Genomic DNA, 13,307 nt, shown 5'->3' with positions numbered 1-13,307 from the left:
TGGTTTAAAATTTTCCTAGCGAAGGTTTCCGATAATCAATAAAGGTTAATTAACATCAAAAATCATTTTTTAGGTTAAATTTGCATTTTTAAAAGAGTATTTCAATGAAAAACGTTCTTGTTGTTTATTATTCCCAATCCGGGCAACTGAGGGAAATTGCAGAAAATATTGCAAAACCTTTGTTGGATGACGCACAAATCAACGTGGTTTTTCATGAAATCCAACTTCAAAAACCGTTTCCATTTCCATGGGACAAAGATTCTTTTTTCGATGCTTTTCCGGAGTCTTTTTTGCAGGAACCACGCGCATTAAAGTTGGTTCCGCAGGAAATTTTAAACAGGAAATTCGACTTGGTCTTGCTGCATTACCAGGTTTGGTATTTGTCACCTTCAATTCCGGTCAACTCTTTCCTCAAAAGCCCAGAAGCTAAAATTTTACTGAACAATACGCCGGTTGTTACGATTTCTGGTTCCAGGAATATGTGGATTATGGCGCAGGAAAAAACCAAGAAATTGCTGGTTCATAACGGCGCAAAACTCAAAGGAAATATCGCTTTGGTCGACCGCGCCGGAAATTTAATCAGCGTCGTCACCATTGTAGAATGGATGTTTTCCGGAGTAAAAAACAAATACCTCGGCATTTTTCCATTGCCGGGCGTTTCTGAAAAAGACATTCGGGATTCGTCAAAATTCGGCGAAATTATTGCATCGGAATTAAAATCGGGAAACTTCGAAAACCTCCAAGGCAAGCTGCTCGAAAAAGACGCCATAAAAATCAGTTCCTATCTTGCATTGGTAGACCGAACAGGCAACAAAATCTTTAATAAATGGTCGAATTTTATCAAATCGAAAAAAAATTCACGCAAAACATGGCTCAAAGTGTTTTATGTTTATTTGTTCCTGGCGATTTGGGTAATCTCGCCAATTGTCTATATATTGCATGTTTTTACGTATCCGTTAAAGATTAACAAGATAAAGAAAGAAACCCGGTATTATCAGGGTGTCCAGACGATTTAAAACATTATGTTCGAAGTATATATTACAAAAGCCGGAAAGTATTTGCCAAATGAACCCGTTTCAAACGATGAAATGGAAAGTTATTTGGGACTTATCAATGAAGCAGCCTCAAAAGCGAGAAGGATTATCCTGAGAAACAACCGCATTACCAACAGGTTTTATGCAGTAGACAAACAGGGAAAAAGCACCCACAACAACGCACAACTGACAAAATTGGCCATCGATGCCTTATTCGATGACAGCTTTTCAGCCAATGATATGGAACTGCTGTCCTGCGGAACATCAACACCCGACAATTTCCTGCCGTCGCATGCCGCAATGGTGCACGGATTACTGAAAAACCAATCGGTAGAACTGAATTCCTCGACCGGCGTTTGCTGCGCGGGAATGAATTCGCTCAAATTCGGATTCCTGTCGATTAAATCGGGAAATACCAAAAATGCGGTGTGTACCGGATCTGAAAAAGTATCTACGTGGATGCTTGCAGACAAATACGAACAGGAAGTCACAAACCTCAAAAACCTCGAAGAACAGCCGATCATCGCTTTCAAAAAAGATTTTTTACGCTGGATGTTGTCAGACGGCGCAGGTGCATTTTTACTCGAAAACCAGCCAAAAGGCGACGTTTCGTTAAAGATCGAATGGATGGAAGCTTTTTCATACGCACACGAACTCGAAGCCTGCATGTATGCCGGTGGCGATAAAAATGAAGACGGAACGATCAAGCCGTGGAGCGATTACCAGCCGGATCAATGGCTCAAAGAATCGGTTTTCTCAATCAAACAGGATGTAAAATTGCTCGACGAGCACATTCTTGGAAAAGGCGCGCAAAGCATGAGCGATGCGATGGCCAAGAATAACGTCACAGCTGGCGAGATTGATTATTTCCTGCCGCATGTGTCCTCGCATTATTTTGTGGAAGGATTGAAAAAACAGTTGGCTGAAAAAGGCGTTGGCATAGCCGATGAAAAATGGTTTATGAATTTAGGACGTGTTGGAAATGTCGGGTCTGCCTCGATTTACCTCGCTTTGGAAGAATTGTTCAATTCTGGAAAATTAAAAAAAGGCGAAAAAATCCTTTTGTCCGTTCCTGAAAGCGGCCGGTTTTCATTTGCGTATGCGTATTTAACCGTTTGCTAAATGGCACAAATCCAACACCAAATATCAGATAAGGAAGTCCTGGGCGAATTGCTGCCACAGAAATTTCCGTTTGTGATGATCGATAAAATGCTCGATTATAATGAAGCTTCCGTCGTTTCGGGTTTGAAAATCACCAAAGACAATATTTTTTTCAACGGGCAAAATTTCCTCGAATCCGGATTGATCGAACACATGGCACAAACCGTGGCCTTGCATACGGGTTACCAGTTTTTTCTGAAGAAAGAAGCGGCTCCGACAGGTTACATCGGATCCATCAAAGAAATCAATATCAGCCAATTGCCGAAATTGGGCGACGAAATTAAAACCACGGTCAACATTTTACAGGAATTCGCCGGAATTACATTGGTTGACATTGCAACGACTTTAAACGGGGTCGAAATCGCATCCGGACAAATGAAAACGGTACTCGCAAAATAGACGATTTTATGGACGCATTGATCGACATCAAGAATTACCTGCCGCACCGAAAGCCATTTTTAATGGTAGACATGATCCGTAAAATGGACGACACTTCAGTGGAAACTTTTTTTAAGATCGGGGCGGATAATATTTTTATCGAAAACAATCTTTTTGCCGAATCGGGATTGATCGAAAATGCCGCACAAACCTGTTCCGCAATCGTTGCCAAAGGCTATTATGTCGATGAGAATAATGTAGATAAAGAAACGGTCGATGTCATCGGATTCATCAGCGCCATTAAAAAATTACAGGTGTTCTCGCTTCCAAAATCGGGGACAACCATTACCACGAAAGCCACGCTGGTTTCAAATTTCGTTACAGACGATTACAGTTTGTGTACGATGAACTGCAAAACTTTCGACCGCGAAACCTTGCTGCTCGAAGGCGAAATCAACTTATTCATACAGGAAAAACGGGCCGGTTCAACAAAATCAGCCGTTTAAAATACAGGAATGCACCGGCCAGTTTGCCGATAAATACATGAAGGAGATGAAAAAAAATGAAGTGCCCCAGGATGAAGGCAACCTTTCCAAAAGCAACATGAAGGAATTGATGTATGCCACCGATGAAAATGGCGAATACACTACGGCTTTAAGCACCGGATGGGAACCAAAAACCATAGCCTTGTCCAATTCCATTGACGACATCAACGAACGTGTAGCCGAAGCCAAATCACAGGTAAAAAACGGAGAAGTTAGCCCGATTGTTTATTTTATGGAATTGCATAAAATGGATGTCGGCATACTCGCAAGTTATGTCGAAATGTGGAAATGGCGTGTCAAAAAACACTTCAAACCCAAAGTTTTCAAAGGATTAAGCGATACGGTTTTAAGCCGTTATGCGAAAGCGTTCAATATCAGCGTCAGCGAACTTAAAAATTTTAAAGCAGATTAATGGAAACCAATTTCACGCACCACCAATCTGCACACTGCGAAAACGGCGTCGCGTCAAATTTACTGAAGCACAACGGGCTCAACATTAGTGAACCGATGGTTTTTGGGATTGGATCGGGACTTTTTTTCGTCTATTTGCCGTTTATTAAAGTCAACCATGCGCCCGCGATCAGTTACAGGCCGCTGCCTGGGCAGATTTTCAACAAACTGGCGAAAAGGCTGGGTTTGAAGATCAAGCGCACCAAATTTGCAAGTGTGGCCAACGCCAATAAAGCGCTCGACCAGAATTTAAAAGACAATATTCCGACAGGACTGCAGGTTGGCGTTTATAATTTATCGTATTTTCCCGATGAATATCGTTTTCATTTCAACGCACACAATCTCGTTGTTTATGGAAAAACCGAAACCGATTACCTGATTAGTGATCCCGTGATGGAAACCGTAACAACTTTAACACATGATGAATTGGAGAAAGTGCGTTTCGCCAAAGGCGCTTTCGCCCCGCGCGGCCAAATGTATTATCCGGTAAATGTTCCTACAAATGTTGATTTTTCGTCTGCAATCATCAAAGCAATCAAAAATACCTGCCGCGACATGCTGGCTCCGGCACCGATCATTGGCGTACGCGGCATCCGTTTTGTAGCAAAGCAGATCCGGAAATGGCCCATCAAGCACGGAACCAAAAAAGCAAACCATTACCTCGCGCAAATGGTGCGCATGCAGGAAGAAATTGGTACTGGCGGTGGCGGTTTCCGGTTTATTTATGCCGCATTTTTACAGGAAGCTGCCGCAATTCTAAACAACGAAAAATTAAAATCCTTATCTTTGGAAATGACACAGATTGGCGATTTGTGGCGTGATTTTGCGGTCGATGCGTCGCGGATCTACAAAAACCGCAGCACGCAAGCCGATGCTTACAACACCGTAGCCGACCAGCTTTCACACATCGCCGATCTCGAAGAAGCCTTTTTCAAAAAACTAAAAGCAGCCATCAGCTAAAGATATTTTGCAATCCATCATCGAAATAAAAAACCTGACCAAAAAGTACCGGGATGCAGAAATGTATGCCCTGGACGACTTTAGCCTGGACATTATCGAAGGCGAAGTTTTTGGCGTTTTAGGTCCGAATGGCGCAGGAAAAACCACGCTGATTTCGATTTTGTGCGGATTGCTGAAACCTACTTCGGGAAGTTTTACAATTGATGGACTGAACTACCATGACAATGCATTTGATATCAAAAAAATCATCGGTGTTGTGCCGCAGGAATATGCCTTGTATCCAACATTAACCGCTCGCGAAAACCTGCAATATTTTGGCAGCATGTACGGATTGAAAGGCAGCGATTTGAAAGAAAAAGTCAGCAACAGCCTGGATTTTCTCGGTCTTTTAAAATTTGCAGATAAAAAAATAGATACCTTTTCAGGCGGAATGAAACGCCGGATCAATTTAATTGCCGGAATTCTGCACGAACCTAAAGTATTGTTTTTAGACGAACCGACTGTTGGCGTCGATGTCCATTCCAAAAACGCGATCATCGAATACCTGCAGCAACTCAATAAAAAAGGGACGACGATCATCTACACCTCGCACCATTTGTCTGAAGCGCAAGATTTTTGCACGCACATCGCCATTGTCGACCGTGGAAAAATTTATGCAAAAGGCACGCCCGGCCAATTGATTTCCGAAACGGAAAATGCCCAAAACCTCGAAGATGTCTTTATTTCACTAACCGGAACAGCACTTCGCGATGCATAAATTAATCAGTTCCATACGAAAGGAAATTTTATTGCTGAGGCGCGATTTTGGCGGCGTGATCATTTTATTCGTGATGCCGCTCATTTTATTGATTGCGGTAACTTTAATCCAAAACCGCGATTTCGCAAAAAGCGGGCATTCAAAAATCCAGATCTTGTTAGTGGATAACGATAACGGAGCGGTTTCAAAATCGGTTAATGAAAATCTTGAAAAGAGCGAAATTTTCTCTGTAGTTACAAAAATCGACGATCAGAAAATTACAGAAAAGATTGCGCGAGAAGCCGTTTTCAAAGGACAATACCAACTCGCAATCGTCATTCCGGAAAATCTGAGCAGCGATCTCCAGTCAAAAATCGACCAGAATGTCGAGAAAATCATTGGAAGTTTAGGCTTAACTGATTCACTTCCAAAAACGATAACTAAGAAAATCGTCGGGCAGAAAAACGTCAATTTATATTTCGATCCTGCAGTACAGCTGAGTTTTAAAGATGCGGTGATGAGCAACATCGATAAGATGATCTCGCAAATAGAAACCAAATCAATCTACACGGCTTTCGAAGCACAACTCGGCGAAGAAGGAAAAGGACAATTCGAACAGAAAAGTTTTATTGCATTCCGCGAAATCAATCCGACTGTAAATAATAAAGAAATCAAGCCGAATTCGGTACAGCACAACGTTCCCGCATGGACGCTTTTTGCAATGTTTTTCATCGTGATTCCGCTGTCGATTAATATCGTAAAAGAAAAAAACCAGGGTACTTTCATCAGATTGAGAACCAATCCGGTGTCGTATGCCACGGTCTTAGCCGGAAAAACCGTTACGTATTTAATCATTTGCATGATCCAGTTTTACATGATGGTCGCCTTGGCGGTTTTTGTTTTTCCCGGACTGGGACTGCCGGCATTAAATGTAGAAGGAAATTTAATCATGCTGAGTATTGTTGCCTTTTTCTCTGCATTTGCTGCGATTGGTTATGGAATTTTGGTTGGAACCATTGCCAAAACCCAAGAGCAATCGGCACCATTTGGTTCGACCTCCGTTATCGTATTGGCAGCGCTTGGCGGCGTGTGGGTTCCGGTTTTTGCGATGCCGCATTTTATGCAGGTCGTCGCACAATTTTCACCGATGAATTGGGGACTGAATGCTTTTTACGACGTATTTTTACGCCACGCAACAATTCTCGATATCTTGCCCGAAATCAGCCTGTTGTTATTATTTTTCGCCATCACCATTGGCTTAGCTTTATTATATGACCAGAAAAAAAGAAGCCTTTAACGAAGCCGCACATTTGACTGTTTCACAGGAAATCCGTGTGCGTTTTAACGAAACCGATCCGCTTGGCATCGTGTGGCACGGCTATTATATTACGTATTTTGAAGATGGACGTGAAGCTTTCGGACGCAAACACGGCATTTCATATCTTGATGTTTTCGACAGCGGATTTACGACGCCAATTGTAAAATCGATGTGCGAACACAAATTGTCGTTGCGTTATGGCGACGTGGCACGGATTGAAACCACAATTGTCGACACACCTGCAGCCAAGATGGTTTACCGTTTTACAATTTATGACGCCAATAATGAAATTGCATGCACCGGCGAAACCGTCCAGGTATTTTTAGATGCCAAAGGCGAATTGCAATTGACCAATCCGCCGTTTTATGAAGCGTGGAAACGTAAAGTCGGGCTTTTAAAATAATGAAAAAGGAAGTTTACATATCAGAGACAAATTGCATCACACCGATCGGGTTTGATGTCGTTTCGAATGTGAAAAATATTCTAGATGGAAATTCTGCCATCCAAAAACACGACAATAAAGCATTACTTGATTTTCCATTTTTCGCAGCGATTGTTGATGAAAATAAATTGGATCGGGCTTTCGCCAATGTGACTTCAGTAGCAAGTTACACCAAACTGGAGAAGATGATGATTCTGGCTTTGCAGCCCATTATCGAAAATTCTGGGGTAAAAATATCACATAGAACTGCTTTTATTTTGTCGACAACCAAAGGAAATATCACCGCTTTGGAAAATTCCGAAGCAACAACTATTGAAAGCGCACAATTGTCAAATCTTGCCAAGAAAATTGCCGATTTTTTCGGATTTAAAACCGAACCGATTGTGGTTTCAAACGCCTGTGTCTCGGGAATTTTAGCAGTTTCAGTGGCGAAAAGATTGATTCAGGCCAATGTATATGATGAAGCTTTTGTTGTTGCAGGCGATTTGGTTTCCGAATTTGTTTTGTCTGGATTCAATTCATTCCAGGCAATGAGCAACGCGCCTTGTCAACCATATTCTGAAAACCGTACAGGAGTAAATTTAGGTGAAGCGACCGCAGCGGTTTTAGTCACATCCAACCCAAAAAATGCCAAAGTCAAGATTCTTGGCGACGGCTCGATCAACGATGCAAACCACATTTCAGGGCCGTCAAGAACCGGCGAAGGTTTGGTTTTAAGCATTGAAAGTGCTTTGAATGAATCGGGAATCGATAAAAATAACATCGGATACATTTCTGCACACGGCACCGCAACGCCTTTCAACGACGAAATGGAAGCCATTGCAATCAACCGTTTGGGTTTGCAAAACGTGCCAATGAACAGCTTAAAAGGCTATTACGGCCACACGCTCGGTGCTTCGGGCTTGCTTGAAACTGTCATCGGAATCGAATCAATATTGCAGAATAAACTGTTTGCTTCGGCAGGTTACGACGAATCAGGCGTAAGCCAGGCCATTAATGTCATCGAAAAAAATAAAGATGCAGAAATCCAGTATTTCCTCAAAACAGCATCGGGTTTCGGCGGCTGCAATACCGCAGTAATATTCGAAAAAGTCAATTAATCTTGGAAAAAAAAACTTACATACAGGCATTTTGTACGATCGAAAACAATAAAATCGTTTTGAACGGCGAAACTGTTTTTGAAAGTGAAAACACCGGATTTGCCGACTTTTCAAAAAAAGCCTACCAGCATTTTGAAATCGGTTATCCGAAATTCTTTAAAATGGACAACCTCAGTAAACTTGCTTTTCTGGGTTCGGAATTGCTGCTGAAAGCTCAAAATCCAAACGATGAAAACAATACCGCCTTGCTTTTTGCCAACAAATCGTCGTCATTGGACACCGATGTAAAATACCAGAATTCGATATCCGACAAGGAAAATTATTTCCCAAGCCCGGCGGTTTTCGTCTACACGCTGGCAAACATCTGCCTTGGGGAAATTAGTATCCGCCACCAATTGAAAAGTGAAAATTCTTTCTTTATATTTGACGCGTTCAATGCTGCTTTTATGGCTGATTATGCGAATATCCTGATCGAAACCCAAAAAGCTAAAAATGTTCTATGCGGCTGGACGGAATTTTTCGGCGAAGATTACAAAGCATTTCTCTATCTCGTTGGGAATGAAGGCGCAATCGAAAACACAAAACAAAACTTAGAAATACTTTATAACAAATAAAATGGAAGCATTAAAACAAGAATTGAAAGAGAAAATTATTGCCGTTTTGAACCTTGAAGATATCGCTGTGGCAGATATTAATGATACTGACGCATTATTTGGCGACGGTTTGGGCCTTGATTCTATCGATGCTTTGGAACTGATCGTGCTTTTGGATAAAGATTACGGAATTAAATTAACTGATCCGAAAGAAGGGAAACATATTTTCCAGTCAATTGATACGATGTCGTCTTACATTGCTGCGAATCGTACGAAATAGAAAGGCAAGAGGCAAAAGGATAAGGCAAAAGTTGAAAGGGAATGAATATAGGCGTTGCAATTACGGGAATGGGAATCATTTCGGCGATCGGGAATTCGGTAGACGAGACTTTTGACGCATTGGTCAAAGGCGAAAAAGCGATCACGACCGTTTCCAATATTCCGACGGTTCACGCAGCTGTGATGAAAGTGGGCGAGATCAAGAAAACCAATGATGAATTGGCTGCTGAACTTGGACTTTCACCTGATAACAACTTTTCGAGGACTGCGATGATTGGCGCTTTGGCAGCGAAACAGGCAGTTCAGAATGCCGGGATTTCTTTGATCAACGAATACAAAACCGGACTTATTTCGGCGACCAGCGTGGGCGGAATGGACACGACCGAAAAGCATTATTATGACTATTTTGACAATCCGGAACTCGTGAAATACATCAGCGCACATGACGGCGGCGATGTCGCTCAGAAAATCGCTGAGGAAATCGGGCTTAAAGGTTTTGTAACGACGATCAGTACGGCTTGTTCTTCTGCGGCAAATGCGATTATGCTGGGCGCGAGAATGATCAAATCAGGGAAACTGGATCGTGTAATTGTTGGTGGAACAGACGCTTTGGCTAAATTTACGATCAACGGTTTCAAGACTTTGATGATTTTGTCTGATACCTACAATACGCCGTTTGACAACGACCGAAAAGGTTTGAATTTGGGTGAAGCCGCGGCTTTTTTGGTATTGGAATCGGACGAAATCGTTGCAAAAGAAAATAAAAAAGTGCTCGCGCGTGTTTCGGGATATGGCAATGCGAATGATGCTTTTCACCAGACGGCTTCGTCAGAAAACGGCGAAGGCGCATTTTTAGCGATGGAAAAAGCATTTGAAGTTTCGGGTTTGAAACCTTCAGATATCGATTATATTAACGTACACGGAACGGCAACGCCAAACAACGATTTGTCGGAAGGCCGCGCGGTCATTAGAATTTTTGGCGAAGAAAACGTGCCTGATTTCAGTTCGACCAAACCGTTCACCGGACACACATTGGCGGCAGCCGCAGCAATTGAAGCCGTTTTCAGCATATTAGCAATCCAGAACGGCATCGTTTTTCCGAACCTGAATTTTAAAACGCCGATGGCCGAATTCAATATGGTGCCGCAAACAGCAATCAAACATAAAAACATCGATCACGTGTTGTCGAATTCGTTCGGATTTGGCGGAAACTGCTCGACTTTAATATTTTCAAAAAACTGATGGGAAAAACGTATATCAACGGAATTGGCTGTGTTTCGGCACAAAAAACATTCGATACGGTTTTTCTCGAAGAAGCGGTTTTGAATGAAAGTCTGAATGTTTTGCCACTCGAATTGCCAACTTACAAAGATTATATTTCCCCGATTGCCGCACGGCGCATGTCGAAAGCGGTCAAAAACGGCATTGTCGCTTCAACCATTGCGATGAAAGAAGCACATGTCGACACTTTTGATGCGATCATTACCGGAACCGGAATGGGTTGTATCGAGGATTCGGATAAGTTCCTGAAAGCGATCATCGATAATAATGAAGAATTTTTAACGCCGACTTCTTTTATCCAATCGACGCACAATACGGTGGGCGCACAAATCGCACTCGGCATGACGTGTAAAGCGTATAATTTTACGTACGTGAATGCAGCAGTTTCGTTTGAATCGGCGGTTTTTGATGCGAAAATGCAGATTGATGCGGATGAATCCAAAACGATTTTAGTCGGCGGAATAGATGAAATGACCGATTATACACAGCGATTGTTCAAATTGGCCGGATTTATTAAAAACGATGAAGAAGGAAGTTTTCCGATTTTAAATTCAAAATCAAAAGGAACGGTTTTTAGCGAAGGCGCAACGTTTTTTGTATTGGAAAATAAAAAATCGACTTCGACTTATGTTGAAATTGTTGATATTGAAATGGTGAACAGCCTTGAAGTTTCTGAAGTGGAATCGAAAATCATATCATTTCTAAAGCAAAATAATTTAGAAGTTTCAGATGTCGATGCGGTCGTTTTAGGAATTAACGGCGATATGGAATTCGACAATTATTATAAATCAATTTCTGAAAGCGCATTTAAAAATACACCGCAGGTTTATTACAAACATTTGAGCGGCGAATACAATACGGCTTCAGCTTTCGGGTTATTTGTCGGATCAAAAATCATTAAAGCGCAGCAAATTCCGGATATTTTAAAGGCAAATGCTATAACAAAATCCGAAATCAAACACCTACTTTTATACAACCAATACCGCGGGATCGACCATAGTTTTACCTTGATTTCAAAATGCTAAAACACAGGATAACAGCGCTTTTTTTTCTAACGATCATTTTTCTGCTGGCTCTTTGGGGCCTTTTTGCAGCTATGTCCATTTGGTATTTTGCGATCGCGGGTTTGCTTTGGTTTTTGGTGGTTTTGACTGGTTCATCATACATTGGTTCGAATTACCATGTGAAAACGTATTGCAGCAATCCAGATGAAAAGGAACGTAAAATCGCGTTGACTTTTGACGACGGCCCGAATGAAAATACGCTTGAAATCTTGAAGGTTTTGGAAAAGCATCAGGTGAAAGCGGCTTTTTTCTGCATCGGGAAAAATATCGCCGCCCATCCGGAAATATTGAAGAAAATTGTTGCTGGCGGACATGTAGTTGCCAATCATTCGTACAGCCACAGCCATTTTATCGACTTTTACAGAAAAGACCGAATGATCCGCGAACTCACCGCTACCGATGCGATCATCGAAAAATTAACAGGGAAAAAAGTCCAGTTTTTCCGTCCGCCGTATGGCGTCACAAATCCGTCGATCAGGCGCGCGCTTGAAATCACGAAACACAAAACCATCGGGTGGAATATCCGTTCGCTTGACGGCATCATTTCAAACAAAAAAATCATCCTGAACCGCATTGTCAAACGGATTTCTCCGGGAGCAATCGTACTGTTGCACGATACGAAACGCGAAACAGTCGATGTTTTGGAACAATTGTTGCTAATTGCGGCCAAAAAAAAATACGAAATTGTCTCGATCGAGCAGCTTTTAAACTTAAATGCTTATGAAAATTAGAAGTTATATTTTGATGCTTTCGCTGCTATTTGTCAGCTTCACGGCATTTGCCCAGGAGCAGAAAATGTCTGACACAGAAATTACTGCATTCAAGCAATCCGTAAATACGGTTTCGAAGAAAATCAAATCTTTAAGCACCGATTTCATCCAATACAAACACATGGATTTTCTCGCAAAAGACATCGAAACATCTGGGAAAATGTTTTTTAAAGAGCCGAATTTACTGCAATGGCAATACAAAAAACCTTACAATTATTCGATCGTTTTTAAAAATGGCAAAATCCTTATCAACGACGAAGGCAAGAAAAGTGCGATGGATGTGGGCAGCAGCAAAATCTTTGCAAAACTCAACAAACTGATCGTGGGAAGTGTGAGCGGCGACATGTTTGACGACAAAGAATTTGCGATCACGTACTTTAAAACCAAGGATTTCAATGTGACCAAACTGATCCCGAAAGACGCCGCCCTGAAAAAATACATCAGGCAAATCGAACTTAGTTTTGACAAGCAGGATGCAACCGTGAACCAGGTCCGGTTGATGGAATCGGCGGAAGATTATACCAAAATCGTTTTTAAAAATAAGATCCTCAATGCAAAAATCGACGATTCGGCTTTTACCAATTAATTTTTTGCTGGTTTTTTTACTGGTTTCCTGTGGTGTGAACCCAATCAGGAAACTTGAAAAGGTGCCTGTAGCAAAAGCCACTTTTGAAGCGCCTTATTTCTCTGATCCGAAAATCGATTATGTGTATAAAACGCATATTTCGGTTTACGGAAATGATTTGTCGGGAATTTTCGTCGTGAAAAAAATCAATTCAGATTGGCATCGTGTCGTTTTTACAACTGAATTTGGGAACAAACTGCTCGACTTCGAAATTTCAGAAACCGACTTTAAGATCAACTCGATTGTCGAAGAACTCGACCGGAAAATCCTCATCAATACCTTAAAAGAAGATTTTAGGTTGTTGCTGAAGAAGAAATTTGCGATCCAAAATCAATTTGCAACCGTTTCCGATGCCATTTATGAATCGGAAGACGGAAAATATTATGATTATTTATTCGTATCAAAATCCGGACGGCAACTTCACAAAATTGAGCATACTTCAAAAAGAAAAGAAAAATTTAGCATTCATTTTCAGTCAGAAAACAATATTTTTGCGGAGCATATTTCAATCGAACACCAGAATATCAAACTCAAAATCGAACTCAATTATCTTAAAAACGAATAAATTTTC

Annotated in this window: 17 protein-coding genes; all 17 read left to right on the top strand. The window is 41.5% G+C overall.

What is annotated here, in order from left to right; translation table 11 throughout:
- Positions 1–104: 104 nt before the first annotated feature.
- The 17 genes from BLS32_RS02410 to BLS32_RS02330 all read left to right on the top strand — a co-directional run bounded on the left by BLS32_RS02410 (position 105) and on the right by BLS32_RS02330 (position 13,301).
- Positions 105–1,016 (top strand): NADPH-dependent FMN reductase family protein, encoded by a 912-nt coding sequence (locus tag BLS32_RS02410; protein ID WP_091391697.1) that lies wholly within the window; start codon positions 105–107, stop codon positions 1,014–1,016.
- 6 nt (positions 1,017–1,022) lie between these two features.
- Entirely contained in the window at positions 1,023–2,156 is a 1,134-nt protein-coding gene (locus tag BLS32_RS02405; RefSeq protein ID WP_091391696.1) for a dialkylresorcinol biosynthesis protein DarB, read from the top strand.
- Complete coding sequence (locus tag BLS32_RS02400) at positions 2,157–2,594, top strand: hotdog family protein (RefSeq protein WP_091391695.1); 438 nt, start codon at positions 2,157–2,159, stop codon at positions 2,592–2,594.
- Positions 2,595–2,602: 8 nt separating this feature from the next.
- Positions 2,603–3,079: a hotdog family protein gene (locus BLS32_RS02395; protein ID WP_091391694.1), complete on the top strand. Its 477-nt coding sequence runs from the start codon at positions 2,603–2,605 to the stop codon at positions 3,077–3,079.
- A gap of 46 nt (positions 3,080–3,125) precedes the next feature.
- On the top strand, positions 3,126–3,530 hold the full coding sequence (locus tag BLS32_RS02390) for a flexirubin biosynthesis protein DarG (RefSeq protein WP_091391693.1): 405 nt from the start codon (positions 3,126–3,128) through the stop codon (positions 3,528–3,530).
- Positions 3,530–4,528, top strand: coding sequence for a BtrH-related acyltransferase DarH (locus tag BLS32_RS02385; protein WP_091391692.1), 999 nt, complete (start codon positions 3,530–3,532; stop codon positions 4,526–4,528). Before BLS32_RS02390 ends, BLS32_RS02385 begins: the two co-directional genes overlap by 1 nt.
- A 61-nt stretch (positions 4,529–4,589) precedes the next feature.
- Complete coding sequence (locus BLS32_RS02380) at positions 4,590–5,285, top strand: ABC transporter ATP-binding protein (protein WP_170227509.1); 696 nt, start codon at positions 4,590–4,592, stop codon at positions 5,283–5,285.
- Positions 5,278–6,561 (top strand): ABC transporter permease, encoded by a 1,284-nt coding sequence (locus BLS32_RS02375; protein ID WP_091391690.1) that lies wholly within the window; start codon positions 5,278–5,280, stop codon positions 6,559–6,561. The genes BLS32_RS02380 and BLS32_RS02375 overlap by 8 nt, the downstream gene beginning before the upstream one ends.
- The gene (locus BLS32_RS02370) at positions 6,536–6,985 is read left to right on the top strand and encodes an acyl-CoA thioesterase (RefSeq protein ID WP_091391689.1); all 450 of its coding nucleotides are present in this window, start codon (positions 6,536–6,538) and stop codon (positions 6,983–6,985) included. The genes BLS32_RS02375 and BLS32_RS02370 overlap by 26 nt, the downstream gene beginning before the upstream one ends.
- On the top strand, positions 6,985–8,124 hold the full coding sequence (locus BLS32_RS02365; RefSeq protein ID WP_091391688.1) for a beta-ketoacyl synthase N-terminal-like domain-containing protein: 1,140 nt from the start codon (positions 6,985–6,987) through the stop codon (positions 8,122–8,124). The genes BLS32_RS02370 and BLS32_RS02365 overlap by 1 nt, the downstream gene beginning before the upstream one ends.
- The gene (locus BLS32_RS02360) at positions 8,124–8,738 is read left to right on the top strand and encodes a 3-oxoacyl-ACP synthase (RefSeq protein ID WP_091391687.1); all 615 of its coding nucleotides are present in this window, start codon (positions 8,124–8,126) and stop codon (positions 8,736–8,738) included. The genes BLS32_RS02365 and BLS32_RS02360 overlap by 1 nt, the downstream gene beginning before the upstream one ends.
- A gap of 1 nt (position 8,739) precedes the next feature.
- On the top strand, positions 8,740–8,997 hold the full coding sequence (locus BLS32_RS02355) for a phosphopantetheine-binding protein (protein ID WP_091391686.1): 258 nt from the start codon (positions 8,740–8,742) through the stop codon (positions 8,995–8,997).
- 41 nt (positions 8,998–9,038) lie between these two features.
- Positions 9,039–10,238 (top strand): beta-ketoacyl-[acyl-carrier-protein] synthase family protein, encoded by a 1,200-nt coding sequence (locus BLS32_RS02350; RefSeq protein ID WP_091391685.1) that lies wholly within the window; start codon positions 9,039–9,041, stop codon positions 10,236–10,238.
- The gene (locus BLS32_RS02345; protein ID WP_091391684.1) at positions 10,238–11,302 is read left to right on the top strand and encodes a beta-ketoacyl synthase N-terminal-like domain-containing protein; all 1,065 of its coding nucleotides are present in this window, start codon (positions 10,238–10,240) and stop codon (positions 11,300–11,302) included. Before BLS32_RS02350 ends, BLS32_RS02345 begins: the two co-directional genes overlap by 1 nt.
- Positions 11,296–12,072 carry a polysaccharide deacetylase family protein gene (locus tag BLS32_RS02340; protein WP_091391683.1) on the top strand — a complete coding sequence of 259 codons (777 nt, stop codon included), beginning with the start codon at positions 11,296–11,298 and terminating at the stop codon, positions 12,070–12,072. The genes BLS32_RS02345 and BLS32_RS02340 overlap by 7 nt, the downstream gene beginning before the upstream one ends.
- Positions 12,062–12,697, top strand: a complete 636-nt coding sequence (locus BLS32_RS02335; RefSeq protein WP_091391682.1) for a flexirubin biosynthesis/transport protein LolA2 — start codon at positions 12,062–12,064, stop codon at positions 12,695–12,697. Before BLS32_RS02340 ends, BLS32_RS02335 begins: the two co-directional genes overlap by 11 nt.
- Positions 12,663–13,301, top strand: a complete 639-nt coding sequence (locus tag BLS32_RS02330) for a flexirubin biosynthesis protein LolB2 (RefSeq protein ID WP_091391681.1) — start codon at positions 12,663–12,665, stop codon at positions 13,299–13,301. Before BLS32_RS02335 ends, BLS32_RS02330 begins: the two co-directional genes overlap by 35 nt.
- Positions 13,302–13,307: the final 6 nt, after the last annotated feature.

The organism is Flavobacterium noncentrifugens, from assembly GCF_900100375.1.
Lineage (GTDB): Bacteria > Bacteroidota > Bacteroidia > Flavobacteriales > Flavobacteriaceae > Flavobacterium > Flavobacterium noncentrifugens.
Note: the sequence above shows the minus strand (reverse complement) of the source record. Positions and strands in the feature narration are given on the sequence as shown.